Source organism: Paraburkholderia tropica, assembly GCF_014171495.1.
Lineage (GTDB): Bacteria > Pseudomonadota > Gammaproteobacteria > Burkholderiales > Burkholderiaceae > Paraburkholderia > Paraburkholderia tropica.
Map to the genome: position 1 here is coordinate 1,848,511 of NZ_CP049134.1, position 18,570 is coordinate 1,867,080.

Annotated in this window: 23 protein-coding genes and 2 tRNA genes; 13 read left to right on the forward strand and 12 right to left on the reverse strand. The window is 64.9% G+C overall.

What is annotated here, in order from left to right:
- From G5S35_RS08360 to G5S35_RS08370, 3 genes are all read left to right on the forward strand, one after another.
- Nucleotides 1-372 (forward strand): hypothetical protein, encoded by a 372-nt coding sequence (locus G5S35_RS08360; protein WP_183038195.1) that lies wholly within the window; start codon nt 1-3, stop codon nt 370-372.
- Complete coding sequence (locus G5S35_RS08365) at nt 369-1,163, forward strand: PRTRC system ThiF family protein (RefSeq protein ID WP_183038196.1); 795 nt, start codon at nt 369-371, stop codon at nt 1,161-1,163. Before G5S35_RS08360 ends, G5S35_RS08365 begins: the two co-directional genes overlap by 4 nt.
- A 357-nt stretch (nt 1,164-1,520) precedes the next feature.
- Nucleotides 1,521-1,781, forward strand: a complete 261-nt coding sequence (locus tag G5S35_RS08370; protein ID WP_183038197.1) for a pyocin activator PrtN family protein — start codon at nt 1,521-1,523, stop codon at nt 1,779-1,781.
- Here G5S35_RS08370 and G5S35_RS08375 read toward each other — a convergent pair.
- The gene (locus G5S35_RS08375; RefSeq protein WP_237181271.1) at nt 1,766-2,761 is read right to left on the reverse strand and encodes a site-specific integrase; all 996 of its coding nucleotides are present in this window, start codon (nt 2,759-2,761) and stop codon (nt 1,766-1,768) included. The two genes, G5S35_RS08370 and G5S35_RS08375, sit on opposite strands and share 16 nt — an antisense overlap.
- A gap of 216 nt (nt 2,762-2,977) precedes the next feature.
- On the opposite strand from G5S35_RS08375, the gene dusA reads away from it, so the two are divergent.
- From dusA to G5S35_RS08390, 3 genes are all read left to right on the forward strand, one after another.
- Nucleotides 2,978-4,009: a tRNA dihydrouridine(20/20a) synthase DusA gene (gene dusA, locus G5S35_RS08380; RefSeq protein WP_420874512.1), complete on the forward strand. Its 1,032-nt coding sequence runs from the start codon at nt 2,978-2,980 to the stop codon at nt 4,007-4,009.
- A 120-nt stretch (nt 4,010-4,129) separates the two neighbouring features.
- Nucleotides 4,130-4,205 (forward strand) — tRNA-His (locus G5S35_RS08385).
- A gap of 119 nt (nt 4,206-4,324) precedes the next feature.
- Nucleotides 4,325-5,314 (forward strand): glycosyltransferase family 2 protein, encoded by a 990-nt coding sequence (locus G5S35_RS08390; protein WP_183038199.1) that lies wholly within the window; start codon nt 4,325-4,327, stop codon nt 5,312-5,314.
- Here G5S35_RS08390 and G5S35_RS08395 read toward each other — a convergent pair.
- From G5S35_RS08395 to ssuD, 6 genes are all read right to left on the reverse strand, one after another.
- A complete protein-coding gene (locus tag G5S35_RS08395) occupies nt 5,306-6,031 on the reverse strand; it encodes an SOS response-associated peptidase (protein WP_065063267.1) in 726 nt (241 codons plus the stop codon). The two genes, G5S35_RS08390 and G5S35_RS08395, sit on opposite strands and share 9 nt — an antisense overlap.
- Nucleotides 6,032-6,370: 339 nt before the next feature.
- Complete coding sequence (locus G5S35_RS08400) at nt 6,371-6,613, reverse strand: hypothetical protein (RefSeq protein ID WP_065063265.1); 243 nt, start codon at nt 6,611-6,613, stop codon at nt 6,371-6,373.
- A 172-nt stretch (nt 6,614-6,785) separates the two neighbouring features.
- Complete coding sequence (locus G5S35_RS08405; RefSeq protein ID WP_028229590.1) at nt 6,786-7,001, reverse strand: TOBE domain-containing protein; 216 nt, start codon at nt 6,999-7,001, stop codon at nt 6,786-6,788.
- 91 nt (nt 7,002-7,092) lie between these two features.
- Nucleotides 7,093-8,040 (reverse strand): ATP-binding cassette domain-containing protein, encoded by a 948-nt coding sequence (locus tag G5S35_RS08410; RefSeq protein WP_124262460.1) that lies wholly within the window; start codon nt 8,038-8,040, stop codon nt 7,093-7,095.
- Nucleotides 8,037-8,888 (reverse strand): aliphatic sulfonate ABC transporter permease SsuC, encoded by an 852-nt coding sequence (gene ssuC / locus G5S35_RS08415; RefSeq protein WP_065063261.1) that lies wholly within the window; start codon nt 8,886-8,888, stop codon nt 8,037-8,039. Before ssuC ends, G5S35_RS08410 begins: the two co-directional genes overlap by 4 nt.
- A 67-nt stretch (nt 8,889-8,955) precedes the next feature.
- Entirely contained in the window at nt 8,956-10,113 is a 1,158-nt protein-coding gene (gene ssuD, locus G5S35_RS08420; RefSeq protein ID WP_065063259.1) for an FMNH2-dependent alkanesulfonate monooxygenase, read from the reverse strand.
- A gap of 270 nt (nt 10,114-10,383) precedes the next feature.
- On the opposite strand from ssuD, the gene G5S35_RS08425 reads away from it, so the two are divergent.
- On the forward strand, nt 10,384-10,809 hold the full coding sequence (locus G5S35_RS08425; RefSeq protein ID WP_065063257.1) for a hypothetical protein: 426 nt from the start codon (nt 10,384-10,386) through the stop codon (nt 10,807-10,809).
- A gap of 95 nt (nt 10,810-10,904) precedes the next feature.
- Here G5S35_RS08425 and G5S35_RS08430 read toward each other — a convergent pair whose 3' ends face one another.
- The 3 genes from G5S35_RS08430 to G5S35_RS08440 all read right to left on the reverse strand — a co-directional run bounded on the left by G5S35_RS08430 (nt 10,905) and on the right by G5S35_RS08440 (nt 13,165).
- Complete coding sequence (locus tag G5S35_RS08430) at nt 10,905-12,065, reverse strand: enoyl-CoA hydratase/isomerase family protein (RefSeq protein ID WP_183038200.1); 1,161 nt, start codon at nt 12,063-12,065, stop codon at nt 10,905-10,907.
- Between the two features lie 77 nt (nt 12,066-12,142).
- The gene (locus tag G5S35_RS08435; RefSeq protein ID WP_074984274.1) at nt 12,143-12,829 is read right to left on the reverse strand and encodes a TetR/AcrR family transcriptional regulator; all 687 of its coding nucleotides are present in this window, start codon (nt 12,827-12,829) and stop codon (nt 12,143-12,145) included.
- A 51-nt stretch (nt 12,830-12,880) separates the two neighbouring features.
- Nucleotides 12,881-13,165, reverse strand: coding sequence for a DUF1488 family protein (locus G5S35_RS08440; RefSeq protein ID WP_065063253.1), 285 nt, complete (start codon nt 13,163-13,165; stop codon nt 12,881-12,883).
- A 205-nt stretch (nt 13,166-13,370) separates the two neighbouring features.
- Here G5S35_RS08440 and G5S35_RS08445 point away from each other — a divergent pair, with 205 nt between their 5' ends.
- The gene (locus G5S35_RS08445; RefSeq protein ID WP_065063251.1) at nt 13,371-13,583 is read left to right on the forward strand and encodes a hypothetical protein; all 213 of its coding nucleotides are present in this window, start codon (nt 13,371-13,373) and stop codon (nt 13,581-13,583) included.
- A 50-nt stretch (nt 13,584-13,633) separates the two neighbouring features.
- Here the strand turns inward: G5S35_RS08445 and G5S35_RS08450 are convergent, their stop codons facing one another.
- Complete coding sequence (locus G5S35_RS08450) at nt 13,634-13,972, reverse strand: DMT family transporter (RefSeq protein ID WP_065063249.1); 339 nt, start codon at nt 13,970-13,972, stop codon at nt 13,634-13,636.
- 4 nt (nt 13,973-13,976) lie between these two features.
- Nucleotides 13,977-14,474, reverse strand: coding sequence for a heme-degrading domain-containing protein (locus tag G5S35_RS08455; RefSeq protein ID WP_065063248.1), 498 nt, complete (start codon nt 14,472-14,474; stop codon nt 13,977-13,979).
- Between the two features lie 237 nt (nt 14,475-14,711).
- Here G5S35_RS08455 and G5S35_RS08460 point away from each other — a divergent pair.
- From G5S35_RS08460 to G5S35_RS08480, 5 genes are all read left to right on the forward strand, one after another.
- Nucleotides 14,712-14,788: transfer RNA gene (locus tag G5S35_RS08460), tRNA-Met, on the forward strand.
- A 149-nt stretch (nt 14,789-14,937) separates the two neighbouring features.
- Entirely contained in the window at nt 14,938-15,483 is a 546-nt protein-coding gene (locus G5S35_RS08465; protein ID WP_065063246.1) for an NUDIX hydrolase, read from the forward strand.
- A 10-nt stretch (nt 15,484-15,493) separates the two neighbouring features.
- Complete coding sequence (gene aat / locus G5S35_RS08470) at nt 15,494-16,258, forward strand: leucyl/phenylalanyl-tRNA--protein transferase (RefSeq protein ID WP_065063244.1); 765 nt, start codon at nt 15,494-15,496, stop codon at nt 16,256-16,258.
- A 282-nt stretch (nt 16,259-16,540) separates the two neighbouring features.
- On the forward strand, nt 16,541-17,311 hold the full coding sequence (locus G5S35_RS08475; RefSeq protein ID WP_065063242.1) for an arginyltransferase: 771 nt from the start codon (nt 16,541-16,543) through the stop codon (nt 17,309-17,311).
- A gap of 135 nt (nt 17,312-17,446) precedes the next feature.
- Nucleotides 17,447-18,481 (forward strand): quinone-dependent dihydroorotate dehydrogenase, encoded by a 1,035-nt coding sequence (locus G5S35_RS08480; RefSeq protein WP_065063240.1) that lies wholly within the window; start codon nt 17,447-17,449, stop codon nt 18,479-18,481.
- Nucleotides 18,482-18,570: the final 89 nt, after the last annotated feature.

Below are 18,570 nucleotides of genomic sequence, written 5' to 3' on the forward strand. Positions count from 1 at the left end.
ATGGATCTCTTGACCCTGATCGAGCTCGCGGCCGCGGCCGCGAAATTTGAACACCGGCGCCATCGCGTGCGAGACGTCGAAGCGATCCACGTCCGCGCGGTCGGCGCCCGATCGTGGCGCTTCTTCGACCCGCTCAACCGTGACGCCGATATGGCCGAACTCTCGTCTATTCTGCGCATCGACGTCACGCACTTTTCGATGCACATCGCAGCCAGCGGCGGCGACAGTGACCCGGCGACCCGCCAGTTCGCTTTCGACGAGATTTACGTCGGCAATGGCGACGATGAAAGCGCGCAGCGCCGACGAGCCGTGCGCCGTGCTGTGACGGAGTGCGCCGCGAAAATTGGCCAAGTCGCGCGAGGTGAGGCATGAGCGGCGCGGTCCACATCACCCCGCCCGGATTCCTCGACTCACGCGGCCGGGTAAACGTCGCACTAGTAGGCTGCGGAGGTAACGGCTCGCAAATGTTGACGGGGCTCGCGCGGCTGAATCACGCGCTCGTCAACCTCGGCCATTCCGGGCTTCACGTTACGGCGTTCGACGGGGATACGGTCAGCGAGTCGAATATCGGCCGCCAGATGTTCAGCCCCGCAGACGTCGGTCAATACAAGAGCTGCGTGCTCGTCCACCGCCTCAATGCGTTCTTTGGGCTCGACTGGTGCGCACGGCCGATACACGCGGGCCCGGACGAGCTGATCCGCGGAGGCCTCGACCTTGTTGTGCTCTGCGTCGACAGCATTGCGGCGCGCGCATCAATGGCGAACTGGCTCCGCCGCGCCAGCACCTACGTTATGGATCTCGGCAATCGTGCGAGTGACGGCCAGGTAATTCTCGGTGCGAGTGAAAACCTCGCACTCGCGAAAGACAGCGCCCCACTTCGCTGGCCCTACGACGTGCTGCCCGAACTGATCGACACGTCGCTACCGGAGGATGACACGCCGAGTTGCGGCCTCGCCGAGGCGCTCGCGCGCCAGGAGCTTTTCATCAATCAGGCGATCGTCACGCCGGCGCTCGCAATCCTGTGGGAGCTATTCCGGCACGGCCGCATCAGTTGGTGCGGCGCGTTCGTCAATCTCAAGAGCGGACACGTTCGCCCTCTTCCTGTAGAGACGAAGAAAGGTCACCAGCATCCCATAGCAGGTAACCAGAATGGCGAGTCCTGACAAGCCGCGCTACATCGCAGCAATGCGAAACGGACACATACAGCATGTCCGCGACCTAGCTATCTTGCGCGTCGAGATCGTCGAGCTTCTCCGCAAAGCAGGCCCGCTTCCGAAGAAACGGATCACGATCGCCATGCGCACTGTTTCACGCGGCGTTCAGTTGGCACTCGATACGGCCGAGGCTGCTGGCGAGGTTGAGTCATTCCGGGCGCGGAGTTCTCGCGGCCGAATGGATGAACTTTGGTGTGTCGCGGGCGACGCCCCGACTCGCCAGACTCATAAATTCCGTGGGGCCGAAATCCTCGCCGCTCTACAGGCCGCAGCCGCAAGAACAGATCGCACTACGAGGGACAGAAAATGAACACGACCTTCTTGCTTCTCGCCCAATACGGCGCAAAAGCTGTGATTCCACTCGACGTGGTTTGCCGGGACTATTTTGCGCCGCTCACGTCGCCAACGCTCCAGCGCAAAATTTCCGCTGGCGAAATTAGACTGCCGCTTGTGCGAATGGAAGCATCCCAGAAGGGCGCAAAGGGCGTGCACGTTGAAGATCTCGCCAAGTACATAGACGACCGCCGAGCAGCAGCCGTCAAGGAGTGCACTCAGCTGTGCTCCTGAAGTGGCGCAATAATGTCGAGCCACTTCCATTTCGCCCACCTATCGCCCGTCTGGCGAAGGTGGGTATATCGCTTCAGCGAATTCCATGTGCGATGCCCGGTTACGGCAGCCACGTGCGGAATGTTCAGCCCCATTTCAAAGAGTCGGCTGGTTCCCTCATGACGCAGATCGTGGAAGTGCAAGTCCTCGATCGCCAGAAAGCTGCACGCGCGAGTAAAGCTCGCTGATATCGACCGATGGTTGAAGGGAAATATCGGCCCGCTTCCCTTTGGCATCGCTTCGATCACACGCGCAGCCTCAGTTGGCAGGTCGCACCACGTGTCGTTGCCCACCTTTTGCCCGGGATGTTTCATGTCTCGCACAAGTACCCGGTCGCGCTCGTAGTCGCGCCACTCGATCGTTGTAATTTCTTCCTGCCTGCGCGTCGAGAACATCGCAAATATGATGATTTTTTGCATCGGAATCTCCGCACGTTCACGCTGCTCCATATCGGCGTAGTGGCGCAAAATTCGATCCAATTCGTCCGCGGTGGGTCGGCGATCCCTCTGCTTGGATTTCCCCACCTGTCCGAGCCGCTTCAAAACGACGCGCGCGTCAGCGAACTCTTTCTCGTCGATCGGATAGCCCCACGCGGGCCGCGCTATCGTTACCACAGGGCTAAGGTGGGACATATAGTTCTCGACCGTCTGAGGCTGCACCTCCAAACTCTGCGCGAATGTCACGTAGGACTGGCTCTTGAGCTGACTGCAGCGCAACTCGCCTATTGGCGCGGCCTTTATCGCACCAAGCACCTGCTTTTTCGTCCGCCCCAAGTCTCGCTTCGATTCTCGGATATAGCGATCGATCACGTCACCCAAGGGCGGATCCTCCTGCTTCACCGATTCGCGCGCGCCCGGCTGTGCGAGCTCACGCTCGCGCTTGTCGAGCCAAGCTTGCGCCGCAGGGCGACGGTCGAATGTCTTCGCTTCCGTAAACACCACGACACCCCGCTCCTTCAAACGGATCTGGGCGGTGTAGCCTATACTTCCATCCGCGCGCGCGCGCGAAGAAACGCGCGCGCGAAGAAATTGTCCCCATTGCTTCCCCAGTGCTACAGCGAGTTTTACGGTGCAACATCGTAGCACTTCAGGGCTAAAACCAGCAAAAACCGCGGATTTGCAGCGCGAATCACGCAACCCAGAATCGCCTGTAAGTCTATGAATATCCTGCAAAACTCAATGAAATCAACACCTCGTCGCGTGTCCGTGGCACCGATGATGGACTGGACTGACCGTCACTGTCGCTCGCTGCATCGATTCATTTCCCGAGACACGTGGCTGTATACGGAGATGGTGACGACCGGCGCCCTGCTCCACGGCGACGTGCCGCGCCACCTCGCCTTCACGCCCGCCGAAGCGCCCGTCGCGCTCCAGCTCGGCGGCAGCGAGCCGGACGACCTCGCGCGTGCGGCGAAACTCGGCGAGCAATGGGGTTACGACGAAATCAACCTGAACTGCGGCTGCCCGTCGGAGCGCGTGCAGCGCGGCGCGTTCGGCGCGTGCCTGATGAACGAGCCGCAACTCGTGGCCGATTGCGTGAAAGCGATGCGCGACGTGGTGTCGGTGCCGGTGACGGTCAAGCACCGCATCGGCGTGGACGCAGTCGAGGACTACGCATTCGTGCGCGACTTCGTCGGCACGATCGCGGACGCAGGCTGCGACGTGTTCATCGTCCACGCGCGCAATGCGATCCTCAAAGGGCTCAGCCCGAAGGAAAATCGCGAAATTCCGCCGCTCAAGTACGACTACGCGTACCGCCTGAAGCGCGACTTCCCGAATCTCGAAATCATCATCAACGGCGGCATCAAGACGCTCGACGAAGTGGCGACGCATCTCGAACATGTCGACGGCGTGATGCTCGGCCGCGAGGCTTATCACAATCCCTACGTGCTCGCGGACGTCGATGCGCGCTTCTACGGCGCGAGCGCGCCGGCACTCACGCGCGACGAAGTCGAGGCGAAGCTCATCGAGTATTGCGCGGCGGAATTGAAGCGCGGCACGTATCTCGGCGCGATCGTGCGCCACGCGCTGGGCCTCTATCGCGGCGAAGCGGGGGCGCGCGGCTGGCGCCGCGTTTTGTCGGACAGCCGCAAGCTGCAAAAAGGCGATCTCGCGATCTTCGACGAGGCGCGTGCGCATCTGCGCGCCCCGCTCGACGCCGACGCCGAGCTTTCTCCTGAAAATATTTGAATAAAGGGGCTAGACAAGCCCATGAGGGCATGTCTATAATCTTGCTTCTTGATTGACGCCGCTCACGAAGCAGCGCTAACAAGCAAGCAGTAAAACGCAGTAACGAACGTAGTAACAGTGGTGGCTGTAGCTCAGTTGGTAGAGTCCAGGATTGTGATTCCTGTCGTCGTGGGTTCGAGTCCCATCAGCCACCCCAAAGAATTCAAGAAAACCGCATCGTACGATGCGGTTTTTTTTCGTCCATATCCAAGACCAATGCAAAGTTCGACGGGGATGACGTCATCCGGCATGGTGGCGTCCGACAGTATCCCGCTTGTGTCCATCGCACTCGCCACCTACAACGGCGCCCGCTACCTGCCCGAGTTGCTCGCTTCGATCGAATCGCAGACGTGGCCGCGTCTCGAACTCGTCGTTTCCGATGACGGCTCCACCGACGACACGCTCGACGTACTGCGCAACTGGCGCGGCGCGCTGACCATCCGCATCGTCTCGAGCGGCGAACGTTTGGGTATCGTCGGCAATTTCGGCCGCGCCGTCGCGGGCTGCGAAGGCGCCTACGTCGCGCTCGCCGATCAGGACGACGTCTGGTCCGCCGACAAGATCGAGGACATGGTGCGCGCCCTTCGCGCCCAGGAATCGCAACGCGGTCACGCGCTGCCGATGCTCGCGTATTGCGACATCGAAGTCGTCGATCACACCTTGTCGCGTATCTCGAAGTCGTACTTCGACCAGAACGGCAAATCGCGCGACGCCTCGCGCCTGCGCGATTTTCTGTTGAGCAACCATATTCCCGGCTGCTCAATGCTGCTCAATCGCGCCGCCATCGAACTGGCCACGCCGTTTCCGGCCGGCATCGTCATGCACGACTGGTGGCTCGCGATGGTGGTCGCCTCGTTCGGCGCGATCACGCACGTCGACAAACCGCACATCAAGTATCGGCAGCACGACAACAATGCCGTCGGCGCATCCGTGCCCAAGCGCGTGACGCGCGCCAACGCCTCGGCGAACGCGTCGCCCGCCGTCACGACAAACATCCCCAGCTCGACGCAACGCCGCGCCGAAGGCCGCAAGCGTCAGCTGCACGCCATCGGCCAGCAGTTCACGCTGTTCTCGATGCTGCATGGCGAGCGTTTGCCGTCGATCGCACACAAGGATCTCAAGGCGTTCCGGCGCGCGGTCTCCAGCACGGCTCACGCTGTTTTGTTCGTGATGCGAAGTAAAACCGGCGAGACATCATGGCGTGGATTGAAAATGCTGCGACGCCTTCGGCCCGCGATCCGCGCGAACGCCACGGCATCAGTTTGAGGCCGCGTCGCCGAAACCGGGTTCTAGAGAAGGAATGTCCGTATCGGCTTCATGCGGTTTCGCGGCGCGCGGTGGCGCGGGAAACGGCTCGGCCATCATCGACTCCGCCGGATAGAGCGTAAAAAACGAACGCGCCTCGTCGGTCGAGCGGCTAGCCAGCCAGTTCTCGTATTCCTGCGGCGGCACGATCACGACTGAGCGCTTCTCGTCGCCCGGCTTGTGAAAGCGGCTCATCAGCGGATGCGAATCGGCGTTCACCGTGAGCATCGTGAACGAAACCGCGCGACGCGCCGTCTCGCCCTCCTCCACCGCCTCCTCCCATTCGCGCCAGAGCCCCGCAATCGCGAACGGCTCGCCCGACGCCAGCGCGATGCGCCAGCGCACCGCCTTGCCGCTCTCGTAATTCGGCTCGAAAAAGGCCTCGCACGGCACAAGACACCGTTGCTGGCGCTTCCACGCGCCGCTGAACGAACGCTTTTCGCCGACCGATTCCGCACGCGCATTCATCGTGTCGAACACGCGCACGCCGGGCGGAATGTGCCTGCGCGGCACCATGCCGAAGGTCGCGAGACTCGCTTGCGTCGCGCCGTCGATCCTGCGGATGATCGGCGCGGCGTAGTCCTTGTAGATGTCGTCGCGCCACGGGCTATCGGGCGGCTCGACGCCGAAATGCCGGAACAGTCGATCGCGGCGCGCAGCGGCGTAGTTCGTACACATGGGCGGCTCTCCTTCGGATCGGCCCATCTTAGTCGCTGTGCGGCATGGGAGCACGTCGAGCAGGAATTTCGCTGTCAGACAGCGATCCGCCTATCGGTAGTAATTACCCGATAGTAACGATTCGAAATATCTGTCTATATACAGCGAGCGAGCGATTTGGTACTTTGTAACCTGATCGAAGGCAAGGGCCTCTCCCCAGTTTCGCTCGCGTTGCTGGTTGCCCTCTGCTTTTACTCGGCCGTGCCCGTTTGCGGGCGCGGCATTTTTTTGCGCGGTTGCGCATCCGGGCAATCGGAAGAATTCGTTGATGTGCGCGGTCTCGGCTACCCGCGCGAGCGGTTATGCCGCTGCCCCGCTGTCGATCCAGGCGCGCGCGGCGGCAAAACCCGCTTCGGCGGCGGCGTGCTCGGTCGGCCAGAGCCGCTCGATGTGGACCAGTTCCCAATCCTTGCGCACGGCGCCGTCCTTGAGCACGCGATAGTGCGCCTTCACGCCCGTGAGGATCTGCTCGACGGCCACTTCAATGTCGTAGCCGTTGTAGCGTTCCTCGTAGTCGCCCATGTCGATGCCCTTCGGCTCCATGATCGTTCTCCCTCGTGGCTGTCGTGGCTGGCCGATCCATGCTAGCACTTCCACTCCGGCCGGGCCCCGCGACGCTCGCGCCCACGCAGGCAAACGAATGCCCGCGCGAGCCGCCCGGAACGATCACACACGAACGACAACTGCGGTGATCACCGAAGTGATCACGCCGCGCTTACAGACGCGCGATCGACACCTCGGTCGACTTCACCAGCGCGACCACTTCCGAGCCCACCTTGAGGTCGAGCTCGTCGATCGAGCGCGTCGTGATCACCGAGGTCACCACGCCGAACGGCGTGTCGACGTCGACTTCGGACACCACGGGTCCGCGAATGATTTCCTTCACTTTGCCGCGAAACTGGTTGCGCACGTTGATGGCGGAAATGCTCATGAATTCGACTCCAAAAGTTCGTTCTGAAATGACGGGTGATTGAGGTTCAAACGATTCGACAGATTCAGCCGGTTCAACGGGCCCAAAGGCTTCACAGCGCCCAGCGCACGTCGGTCGGATGCAGTCCGTGCGGTCGCGCGTTCGCCTGCGGCAGCTGCGCCGCCGCGCCCGGCGTGCTGCCGAGCACACGCTGCAACACGCTTTCTTCGAGCGCCGCGAAGCGCGCATCGGCGCGGGCACGCGGACGTTCGAGCGGGACGTTCTGATCGAGCGCGATACGCCCCTGCTCGACCAGCAGAATGCGATCACCGAGCGCAACGGCTTCGTGCACGTCGTGCGTGACCAGCAACGCCGTGAAGCGATGCTCGCGCCACAGACGCTCGATCAGCGCATGCATTTCGATGCGCGTGAGCGCGTCGAGCGCGCCCAGCGGTTCGTCGAGCAGCAGCAGGCTCGGGCGATGCACCAGCGCACGCGCCAGTGCCACACGTTGACGCTGGCCGCCCGACAAACGCGCGGGCCATTCGTCGGCGCGCGCGAGCAGGCCCACTTCGTCGAGCACGGCGCGGGCGTCGTCGCGAGCACCACGGCCAAGGCCCAGCATCACGTTCTGCAGCACCGTTTTCCAGGGCAGCAGACGCGCGTCCTGAAACATGATGCGCGTATCGAGCGCTGCGCCCGCTTCGCCGCGACGCGTCAGCTCGCCCGCATCCGGCTGCTCCAGTCCGGCCACGAGACGCAGCAGCGTGGACTTGCCGCAGCCGCTGCGGCCCACGATCGCGACGAAACTGCCGCGCTCGATGGAGAGATTGAAATCGTCGAGCACCACGCGATCGCCGTAGCGCTTGCCCACGCCGCGCAATTCGACCGACGCATCCTGAGGCTGCGTCTGCGTGCGCGCCGTCACCGCCGCTTCACGCGCGAAGTCATGTGCCGTTTCGTTCGCCTCGCGCGCCTGTACGCGCGGCTGTTCGATCTCCGCTTCGAGATCGCGGCCGGCGATGCCGCTGAGACCGGACGTCAAGGTACTTGCGTTCATGCGTCGCTTCCTCGTTGATAGGCGGGGTGCCAGCGCAGCGCCACGCGCTCGAGCCACTTGGCGAGCCAGTCGGCGAGTTTGCCGAGCGCCGCGTACAGCAGAATGCCGACCACCACCACATCGGTTTGCAGGAACTCACGCGCGTTCATCGTCATGTAGCCGATGCCCGACTGCGCGGAAATCGTTTCGGCGACGATCAGCGTGACCCACATCAGCCCGAGCGCGAAGCGCACGCCGACGAGAATCGAAGGCAGCGCGCCCGGCAGGATCACTTCGCGATAGAGCGCGAAACCCTTGAGGCCATAACTGCGCGCCATCTCCACGAGGTTCTGGTCGACCGAGCGGATACCGTGAAACGTGTTCACGTACACCGGAAAGAACACACCCAGCGCGACGAGAAACACCTTCGCTTCCTCTTCGATGCCGAACCAGAGGATCACGAGCGGAATCATCGCGAGCGCGGGAATGTTGCGGATCATCTGGATGGTCGAATCGAGCGCGGTTTCGACCGGCTTGAACAGGCCCGTGGCGAGTCCGAGCGCGAGACCGATGCCGCCGCCGATCGCGAAACCCGAGACCGCGCGCCACGTACTCACGCGCACGTCCTGCAGCATTTCGCCCGACTGGATCAGCGACCACGCGGCCTTCACGACCGCGAGCGGCTCGGGCAGCACGCGCGTCGACAGCACGCCGACACGCGCGGCCAGTTCCCAGGCCGCGAGGATCGCGAGCGGCAGCAGCCACGGCGCGAGTCGCGCAAACGCTTTGCGCAGCAGCGCGGTATTGGCGCGCGCGCCGCGCGGCGCGACGCTTGCGGTCACCGTTGCGGTTGCAGCGGATTGAGTCATCGGAACGTTCTCCTTGTTGCATCGCGCCGCAACGCGATTGAAGCTGGTTAATGCGCGGAAAACGGCCTTAGCTCTGGCTGGCTTTCGGCAGATAGTGATTGCCGACCACCTCGCCGAACGGACCCGACAGCGGACCGTCCGACTGCTTCGCCTGACGTCCCGGCAGCAGCGGGAACACCAGTTCGGCAAAGCGGTAGGATTCCTCAAGATGCGGATAACCCGAAAGAATGAAGGTCTCGATCCCGAGATCCGCGTACTCCTTCATGCGCGCCGCCACCTGTTCCGGATTGCCGACCAGCGCCGTGCCGGCCCCGCCGCGCACGAGGCCCACGCCCGCCCACAGATTCGGATAGACCTCGAGATCCTTGCGCGAACCGCGCTTGCCGCCGTGCAGCGCGGCCATGCGGCGCTGCCCTTCCGAATCCATCCGGCCGAACGCGGCCTGCGCGCGCGCAACGGTCTCGTCGTCGAGATGGCTGATGAGTTTGTCGGCGGCCGCCCACGCTTCCTCTTCGGTCTCGCGCACGATCACGTGCAGACGAATCCCGAAGCGGATCTTGCGGCCCTTCTGCGCCGCGCGCTCGCGAATGTCGGCGATCTTCTTCGCGACCGCTTCGGGCGGCTCGCCCCACGTCAGATACGTGTCGATGTGCTCGCCGGCGATCTCGTGCGCAGCCGCCGACGAACCGCCGAACCACAGCGGCGGATGCGGATGCTGCACCGGCGGGTAGAGCGCCTTGCCGCCCTTCGATTGCAGATGCTTGCCCTCGAAATCGATCGCCTCGTTGGTATGCGAAGCGGCGAGCAGCTTGCGCCAGATGTGCAGATATTCGTCGGTGATTTCATAGCGCGTGTCGTGATCGACGAACACGCCATCGCCTTCGAGTTCGGCCGTATCGCCGCCCGTCACCACGTTGATCAGGAGACGCCCGTTCGACAGCCGGTCGAACGTGGCGGCCATGCGCGCGGCCAGACCCGGCGACGACAGACCGGGGCGTACGGCGACGAGAAACTTCAGGCGCCGCGTGGCCGCGATCAGGCTCGATGCCACCACCCACGCGTCTTCGCACGAACGTCCCGTCGGCAGCAGCACGCCTTCGTAGCCGAGCGAGTCGGCCGCGACCGCGACCTGCTGGAAGTAAGCGAGATCCGTTGCGCGCGCGCCTGCGGTGGTGCCCAGATAGCGGCTGTCACCGTGGGTCGGGATGAACCAGAACACATTCATGCGAAGCTCCTGCTAATCGTTCGAGACGTGAGTCGAAAGGGATTACGACGGCCGCGCCGTCTACATGGGGACTCAGTCTAGGGATCGGCCCTGGGGTTGCGAACGATTTTTTTGAGCTTAGTTTTTCCACTTTCGTGCTTTACGCGACGCTTTAGCGTACGCGGCATACGGTCGCGCAGCGCGCGCCGATATAATGGCGCGATCAAGAATCAAGCCGTGCGGTGCGCCTTGCGCGTGCCTGGCGCGGCTCAGCCACTCTCGCCCGTTCACATGCAAAAACTGATTTTGCCGTTCGTTTCCGGCTTTCTCGCGTCGCTGTTCTTTCGCGAAGCCACGCTGGCGCTGCTGCACGCGGCACAGGTCGTCGACATCACCGGTTTCTCGACCGAGCCGTTCGCCCCGCTCGGCCTGCCCGAGTTTCTCGTCAATGCGATTTTCAGCGCGTGCTGGGCGATCCTGATGGCGTGGCTGCTGCGTGTGTCGCCGTCGCGGCCCGCGCCCTGGGTGCAGGCGTTCGTGTTCGGCGGCATCGTGCTCACGGCCGCGATGGTGTTCGCGATCGATCCGCTGCGCGGCATCTGGCCGAGCGGCAACATGCTGCCGCGCCTCGCCACGGGCTTTGCGTCGAATGCCGTCTGGGGATGGGGCGCGCTCGTCTTCATGCGCGCCTTCATGAGCGAAACCGACGAGGACTGAGCCTCGCCGTCGTATGCGGCGCATCGCGCGCCGCTCGCTCGTCTCGCGGCTTTTGTTACGTTACCTGCCTTGGCCGCTCCGCCGGCTCGCCGGACTCAATCCGGCAACGCGCGCAACGGATGGTCAGTCAAACTCCACGGACTCTCGAACATCGCGTTCACGTCCGCGGCCCGCACGTCTTCCACGCGCGCGAAGCGCCAGTTCGGACGATTGTCCTTGTCGATGATGCGCGCGCGGATGCCTTCCATCACGTCACCGCGCGCAAAGCTCGAACGCGTGAGATCGAGATCGCGGCGCAGCACGTCGGCCATCGATCCTTCGGCGCGCGACACCGCCTCCAGCGAGACCGCCATCGATAACGGCGAGCGCTCGCGCAACACGCCGATCGTCTGCTCGGCCCACTCGCTTTCCGAGCCCTTCCCCGCCTGCCTCGCGGCGTCGAGCGAGGCGAGGATCGCGCCCACATCCGGCTGCGAGAAATGCCGGTCGATCCACGCACGCGCAATCGCCAGCGCCGATTCCGACGCCCGCCGCCGCGCCTCTTGCGCAGGCAACGCCGCGCGCCGGATGCGCTCGATTACGTCGGCGCCCGTCACGAACGTCTCGGTCTGCAAGGTGTCGAGCAGCGCGGGCCACGCGGACTCGTCGAGAAAGACGTCGGCGAGCCCGGCGTAAAGCGCGCTGGCCGCGTCGATCGTTTCGCCCGTCACAGCGAGATAGCGGCCGAGCGCGCCCGGCGTGCGCGCGAGCAGCCAGCCCATGCCCACGTCGGGAAAGAGGCCGATGCGCGTTTCGGGCATGGCCATGCGCGTCGTCGCGCCGACCAGACGCAGCCCGCCCGTGCGATGCGCGCCCTGCGAAATGCCCATGCCGCCGCCCATCACGACGCCATTGAGCAAGGCGATATACGGCTTCGGATAGCTGAAGATCGCGTGATCGAGCCGATATTCGTCGATGAAGAACGTGTCGAGCGCGGCCTGATCGCCCGCGCGAAATGACTCGTAGAGAAAACGGATGTCGCCGCCCGCGCAGAACGCACGCGGATGCGGCGTGCGCACGACGACTGCGAGCACATCGGGGTCATCGCGCCAGCGGTCGAGCGCGTCCTGCATGGCATCGACCATCGCGGTCGACAATGCGTTGAGCGCCTGCGGGCGATCGAGTTCGATATAGCCGATGCGGTTCGCGACGCGCGTGCGCACGTGCTGTTCGTGATCGGCGGAAACAGGGCTGGACGACGGGCTGGGCTGGGACATGGTGATCGGCAACACGGAAAGCACGAAGAAATGACGCGCGCGGCCATCCGGACACGCGGCAGCGCCTCGCGAGGCTATCACGTCGCGCCGGCTTTCGTCGGCTTGCGGGCAGGCGCGGCGGCGCTGTCGCGATCGCTCTGCCCGTTCTGTCCGTCGTGCTGTTCCGGCTCGCGCGGACCGAACCACGCATCGAGCGCGACGTCGACGGTTTGCCTGCGCTGCGCCTCGCTCGCCAACGCCGGATCGCGCGACGCCAGCGCGACCACGCCGTGCAGCATCGCCTGGAGCGCACACGCGAGCGATGTGGAATCGATACGACGTTGCTGCGCGTCCGCGAGCGTCTGCAGCGTCGGCGCGAACAACGACGGCGCGCGCTCGCTGGGGAGATCCGCCTCCGTCGCCGCCGCTTCCGCTTCGCTGAACATCAACCGGTACGCCTGCGGATGATCGCAGCCATACGCGACGTAGCCGTGCGCGAGCGCCTCAAGACGCGCGCGCGGATCGTCGATACGCGCAAACGGCGCGAGATGCGCGAGCAGGTGCGCGTGGCCTTCGCGGCCCAGCGCGCGCACGATATCGTCGCGATTCGCGAAGTGCAGATAGAGCGACGCGGGCGAATAGCCGATGGCGTCGGCGATCTTGCGCATCGACAGCGCGGCCAGGCCCTCGCGCATCACGATGCGGCGCGAGGCGTCGAGAATCCGTTCGCGCAGTTCGAGACGCTGCGCGGCGGCGCGGCGAACTTTCGGTTCGGTGAGGCCCATCGGCCCGATCCTCCTGCGCGCGAAACTATTCAGGACTGCCGGAGGACCCTGTCACGACAGCAAACTGCCCGGCGGAAAGTGCCCGCTCTTGAGCAGCACGGGCGTGCCGTTGCTCAGTTCGAGATGCGCGCGCGCCACGGCTTCGATGCGCGGACGGCCCGCGTCGAACGCCTCCATCCAGGCTTCGCGGACGGCGGCGTTCGCGCCGAAGTGATCCTCGAGCGCCTCGACGGAAATCGCGCACGGCACGCGCGCGCCGTCGACCAGCGCGGGAAACACCACGGTGAGATTGGCGTCGCGCCAGACTGGCGCGTCGCCGGGAAATCGGATATCCATAAGCGGCCCCGCTCGACGATTTTGCAGAAGAAAATCCGCTCCGGCAGAAAACGGAAGAGCGCTTTATGTTACTCGTGGCGCAGCGGGTTCGACACCTGCGTGCACGGTGCGCGTGCGAAAATTGCCAACACTCCGCGGTGGGGCGCGCTTTGCCGCTCGCACCCTTTCACTTTCGCAAGCAGGCAAACCGACAAGCAGACACGACATGGCACCGCATCTGAACGGCCGATACTTCGTGGACGACCACGAGATACCCGAACCGCAGGCGGCGAACCGCTGGTTCAGCTACGCACAGCAGCACGGCATCGACGTGGCGCGCGCGATCAGCGTCTGGGAAGACGCCGCCACGCTCGACGGCGAGACAAGCCGCGCGACGGTGGCGGGATGTGGAATCCGCATCGTGCCGCCCGAGGTCTGAGCGGCACGCGAGACAGCGCGATGCGGCGGGCGCGCGCATCGATACGCTGATCAGTGCGCCTGCATCTTCGAAAACAGATTCAGCACGAGCACGCCGGCCACGATCAGACCGAGACCGAGCAGCGCGGGCAGATCGGGCACCTGCTTGAAGAACAGCATCGCGACGAGCGTGATCAGCACGATGCCGACGCCCGACCACACCGCATAGACGATGCCCACGGGCAGGCTCTTGAGCGTCAGCGAGAGGCAGTAGAACGACACGCCATAGCCGACCACCACGACCGCCGACGGCACGAGCCGCGAAAAGCCGTTCGAGGCGCGCAGCGCGGACGTGGCGATGACTTCGGCGACGATGGCGATCGCGAGCAGGACCCAGGGAGAGGAGCGCATCGCGTCAGACCGTCGCGAGCGCGAGCTGGCTGTAGTCGGCGCCGAGCTGCGCGCACAGCGCCTCGACGACGAGTTCGTGGTCCTTGCGCTGCGGCAGCCCCGAGACGGTCACCGAGCCGATCACGCCGACGCCGTCGACAGTGATCGGAAACGCGCCGCCGTGCGTCGCGTATTCGGAAAGCGGCAGACCGTGTTTCTCGGCGAGCGTCGTGCCCGCTTGCTGCATGCGCAGGCCGATCGCGTACGAGCTGCGGCGGAAGTGATCGACGACGCGCGACTTGCGGCGCACCCAGTCGGCGTTGTCGGGCGAGGTGCCGGCGAGCGCGCAGAAGAACAGCGTGTGGCCGAAGGTGCGCACGTCAATGGCGACGGCATGCGAGCGCGCCACGGCCAGCTCGCGCAGATGAGCGCCGAGTTGCCAGGCGCGATCGGCGTCGAAGCGGGGAAACACCAGCGCGCGCTCTTGCGCGGTCACCGTTTGCAGATCGTGGGCGATATCCATAGGGGGCGAGTCAGACTGAGGGAATTGAGCGCTGATTCTAGCCTGGCGGTTTGGCGCGCCGGATGTGGCTGAAGGCACCCGAAGTTGTCCGAATGCGCCCTTTCGCCGGACCGCGTCGGTCCGCGCGCGGTCCACTGAAGCAGCCCGCGCAAACTGCCGGCAATCGCCCGGCAGGCTTTTCGTTATTTTCTGTTGACAGCTTCGATCCTAGCCCTCATAATAGCTTTCTCTGACGGACGCGGGGTGGAGCAGTCTGGCAGCTCGTCGGGCTCATAACCCGAAGGTCACAGGTTCAAATCCTGTCCCCGCAACCAGCAAGCTGTTCGTCGGAAACAAAGAAGGGTTACAACGCATTGGCGTGTAACCCTTTTTTGTTTTTGTCGCTCCCTTCCCCTCCGGTTCGCGCCCCCGTCATCGCACGCGGCGGTGATACACTCGCATCACCCATCCCCCTATCGTGCCCATGAAATTCTGCTCGACTTGCGGTCAGGCGGTCAGCCTGCTCGTTCCGCCCGGCGACAACCGCGAACGCTACGTCTGCTCGCACTGCGGCACTATCCACTATCAGAATCCGCGCAACGTAGTGGGCACCGTTCCCGTTTGGGAAGACAAGGTGCTGCTGTGCCGGCGCGCGATCGAGCCGCGCTACGGCTACTGGACGCTGCCCGCGGGTTTCATGGAGATGGGCGAGACGACCGCCGAGGCCGCCTCACGCGAAACGCTAGAGGAAGCCGGCGCGCGCGTGGAGGTGCAGAGCCTCTTTTCGCTGCTGAACGTGCCGCGCGTGCATCAGGTGCATCTGTTCTATCTCGCGCGTCTGCTCGATCTCGACATCGCGGCGGGCGAGGAAAGCCTCGAAGTCCGCCTCTTCGAAGAGCACGAAATTCCCTGGGACGACATCGCCTTTCCGACGGTCGGCCAGACCCTGCGCTTTTTCTTCGCCGATCGCCAGTCGGGCAGCTACGGCCTGCACACCGGCGACGTCCTGCGCTCGCTGCGCGACGGCTGAGCCCGCGGCCATGGTGCCCTGGCTTTCGCCCGACGAACCGTTTCCGCCCGTCGAACGCGCCCTTGGCGCGTCGAGCGGCGCGCCGGGCCTGCTCGCCGCGAGCGCCGACCTGCTGCCCTCGCGGCTCGTCGACGCCTATCGGCACGGCATTTTTCCGTGGTATTCCGACGGCCAGCCGGTGCTCTGGTGGAGCCCGGACCCGCGCATGATCCTGCGTCCGGACGACTTCAAGGTCTCGCCGTCGTTCAAGAAAACCCTCAAGCGCGTGCTGCGCGATCCGGCCTGGGAAGTCCGCGTCGACGACGATTTCGCCGCCGTGATGCGCGCCTGCGCCAGCGCGCCGCGTCATGGCCAGCGCGGCACCTGGATCACCAACGATGTGATCGATGCCTATTCCACGCTGCACCGGATCGGCGAGGCGCATAGCGTCGAAACCTGGTTCGAGGGCCGCCGCGTGGGCGGTCTTTACGGCGTGTCGCTCGGCACGATGTTCTTCGGCGAGTCGATGTTCGCCGCCATGACCGACGCCTCGAAAATCGCGCTCGCGGCGCTCGTCGCGCATCTGCGCCGCAGCGGCGTCGCGCTGATCGACTGCCAGCAGAACACCGCGCATCTCGCCTCGCTCGGCGGCCACGAAATCGCCCGCAAGAGCTTCCTCGCGCACGTGCGCGCGACCGTGAGCGCACCGGCCATCGGCTGGCGCTTCGACAAGCAGGTGCTCGCCGACTGGACCGGCCATCGCAGCGCGCCCGAGTCCGCCGTTCCGGCCGTCTGAGACCGCGCGCGCCCTCTTTTCGCGCATGCCGGAGAAGCACGCGAACAAGCGGACGAACACGCGGTCCGCCTCGCACAACGCCGCGCAATTCGATAGATTCCCGCCTGGCGTCGATGTTAGTATGCAAGCAGAACACGTCGCATCCGCGGCCCGCAGAACGAGACGCTGCGCGGCTCTGCGGCGCGCCCGGCACGGCAACCCGGCGTCCTGCGCCTCCCCTGCGCCCGCGCGCGGCAATCACGCCGATCCGCGACGATCCGAACCGCTACGAGAGCTGCCAACGTGACGCATCCCAACGAGCTGCCGCTTTCACCGCTTTCCGCGCTGCAATTCTATGCAACGGCGCCTTACCCCTGCAGTTATCTGGAGGGGCGCATCGCGCGCTCGCAAGTCGCCACGCCGAGCCACCTGATCAACTCCGACGTCTACACCGATCTCGTGAAAGCGGGCTTTCGCCGCTCGGGCGTCTTCACCTATCGGCCCTATTGCGACGGCTGCCGCGCCTGCGTGCCGGTGCGCGTGCCGGTCGAGCGCTTCACGCCGCGCCGCACGCAGCGGCGCACCTGGAAGCAGCACGGCGCGCTCGTCGCGACCGTCGCGCCGCTGCATTACGACGAAGCGCACTACGCGCTGTACATGCGCTACCAGTCGGCGCGCCACGCGGGCGGCGGCATGGACCGCGACAGCCGCGACCAGTACGAGCAGTTCCTGCTGCAAAGCCGGATCAACTCGCGCCTCGTCGAGTTTCGCGAGCCCGATCCGCAACAGCCCGACGAGCCCGGCACGCTGCGCATGGTCAGCATGATCGACATCCTCGGCGACGGCCTCTCGTCGGTCTATACGTTCTTCGAGCCCGACGATCCGCACGCGAGCTACGGCACCTACAACATCCTCTGGCAGATCGAGCAGGCACGCAGCCTTCAACTGCCTTACGTCTACCTCGGCTACTGGATTCGCGAAAGTCCCAAGATGGCGTACAAGGCGCGTTTTCAGCCGCTCGAAGGGCTTTTCGACGGCGTCTGGCGCGCGCTCGATCCGGTGCCCGAGCGTTAGGAGACGGCCGCCGCGCGGCCTCGCGCGCGCGTTTTCGCCGCCACGCGCGCCCTGCGCCCGTTCAGCCGCCTCCCTCGCCCGGCTTTCTCGCTAAAATAGCGGGTTCCCATTTTCCGGCGCGCGCGCCTTCCTCCCGTGTTCAGTACCCTTTATCCGTTCGTTCGCGACCAGCTCTTCCGCATGGACGCCGAAGACGCCCACCATCTCTCGCTGCGCATGATCGGCGCCGCGGGCCGCACCGGCATGGCCGGCCTGCTTGCGCCGCGCGTCCCGGATTCGCCGCGCACGGTGATGGGTCTCACGTTCCGCAACCCGGTGGGTCTCGCCGCGGGTCTCGACAAGGAAGGCGCCGCCATCGACGGATTCGCCGCGCTGGGCTTCGGCTTCATCGAGGTGGGCACGGTCACGCCGCGTCCGCAGCCGGGCAATCCGCGTCCGCGCATTTTCCGTCTGCCCGAGGCGGGCGGCATCATCAACCGGATGGGTTTCAACAACCACGGCGTCGAGCAGTTCGTGAAGAACGTGCAGGCCGCGCGTTATCGCGGCATTCTCGGCCTGAACATCGGCAAGAACGCCGATACGCCGATCGAGCGCGCCGCCGACGACTACCTGTTCTGCCTCGAACGCGTCTATCCGTTCGCGAGCTACGTGACGATCAATATTTCGTCGCCGAACACGAAGAATCTGCGTCAATTGCAAGGCGGCGGCGAACTCGACGCCCTGCTCGCGGCGCTCAAGGACAAGCAGCAGCGTCTGGCCGACATGCACGGCAAGCTCGTGCCGCTCGCGCTCAAGATCGCTCCCGATCTCGACGACGAACAGGTCAAGGAGATCGCCGACACGCTGCTGCGCCACAAGATCGAAGGCGTGATCGCCACCAACACCACACTCTCGCGCGCGGCCGTCGAAGGCCTGCCGAACGCCGCCGAAACCGGCGGTCTGTCGGGCCGTCCGGTGTTCGACGCGTCGAACGAGGTGATCCGCAAGCTGCGCGCCGAACTCGGCGAGCAGGTGCCGATTATCGGCGTGGGCGGCATTTTCTCGGGCGAGGACGCGCGCGCGAAGATCGCTGCGGGCGCCGCGCTCGTGCAGGTCTACACCGGCTTCATCTATCGCGGTCCGGCGCTCGTTGCCGAATGCGCGCGGGCGCTGGCCTCGGGCCGCGCCTGAGGCTATAGTTTCTGACTCAGTATTTCCGGCCATGCGCGGCGCTTCGGAGGCGTCGCCCGGCCTGAAAGCGGCAGCCCTCCCGATCGCCT

Bases quoted from the DNA above. Each gene is read 5' to 3' on its own strand.
- G5S35_RS08360 (WP_183038195.1), top strand. From the start codon at position 1: ATGGATCTCTTGACCCTGATCGAGCTCGCGGCCGCGGCCGCGAAATTT.
- G5S35_RS08365 (WP_183038196.1), top strand. From the start codon at position 369: ATGAGCGGCGCGGTCCACATCACCCCGCCCGGATTCCTCGACTCACGC.
- G5S35_RS08370 (WP_183038197.1), top strand. From the start codon at position 1,521: ATGAACACGACCTTCTTGCTTCTCGCCCAATACGGCGCAAAAGCTGTG.
- dusA (WP_420874512.1), top strand. From the start codon at position 2,978: ATGAATATCCTGCAAAACTCAATGAAATCAACACCTCGTCGCGTGTCC.
- G5S35_RS08395 (WP_065063267.1), bottom strand. From the start codon at position 6,031: ATGTGTACGAACTACGCCGCTGCGCGCCGCGATCGACTGTTCCGGCAT.
- G5S35_RS08400 (WP_065063265.1), bottom strand. From the start codon at position 6,613: ATGGAGCCGAAGGGCATCGACATGGGCGACTACGAGGAACGCTACAAC.
- G5S35_RS08405 (WP_028229590.1), bottom strand. From the start codon at position 7,001: ATGAGCATTTCCGCCATCAACGTGCGCAACCAGTTTCGCGGCAAAGTG.
- G5S35_RS08410 (WP_124262460.1), bottom strand. From the start codon at position 8,040: ATGAACGCAAGTACCTTGACGTCCGGTCTCAGCGGCATCGCCGGCCGC.
- ssuC (WP_065063261.1), bottom strand. From the start codon at position 8,888: ATGACTCAATCCGCTGCAACCGCAACGGTGACCGCAAGCGTCGCGCCG.
- ssuD (WP_065063259.1), bottom strand. From the start codon at position 10,113: ATGAATGTGTTCTGGTTCATCCCGACCCACGGTGACAGCCGCTATCTG.
- G5S35_RS08425 (WP_065063257.1), top strand. From the start codon at position 10,384: ATGCAAAAACTGATTTTGCCGTTCGTTTCCGGCTTTCTCGCGTCGCTG.
- G5S35_RS08430 (WP_183038200.1), bottom strand. From the start codon at position 12,065: ATGTCCCAGCCCAGCCCGTCGTCCAGCCCTGTTTCCGCCGATCACGAA.
- G5S35_RS08435 (WP_074984274.1), bottom strand. From the start codon at position 12,829: ATGGGCCTCACCGAACCGAAAGTTCGCCGCGCCGCCGCGCAGCGTCTC.
- G5S35_RS08440 (WP_065063253.1), bottom strand. From the start codon at position 13,165: ATGGATATCCGATTTCCCGGCGACGCGCCAGTCTGGCGCGACGCCAAT.
- G5S35_RS08445 (WP_065063251.1), top strand. From the start codon at position 13,371: ATGGCACCGCATCTGAACGGCCGATACTTCGTGGACGACCACGAGATA.
- G5S35_RS08450 (WP_065063249.1), bottom strand. From the start codon at position 13,972: ATGCGCTCCTCTCCCTGGGTCCTGCTCGCGATCGCCATCGTCGCCGAA.
- G5S35_RS08455 (WP_065063248.1), bottom strand. From the start codon at position 14,474: ATGGATATCGCCCACGATCTGCAAACGGTGACCGCGCAAGAGCGCGCG.
- G5S35_RS08465 (WP_065063246.1), top strand. From the start codon at position 14,938: ATGAAATTCTGCTCGACTTGCGGTCAGGCGGTCAGCCTGCTCGTTCCG.
- aat (WP_065063244.1), top strand. From the start codon at position 15,494: ATGGTGCCCTGGCTTTCGCCCGACGAACCGTTTCCGCCCGTCGAACGC.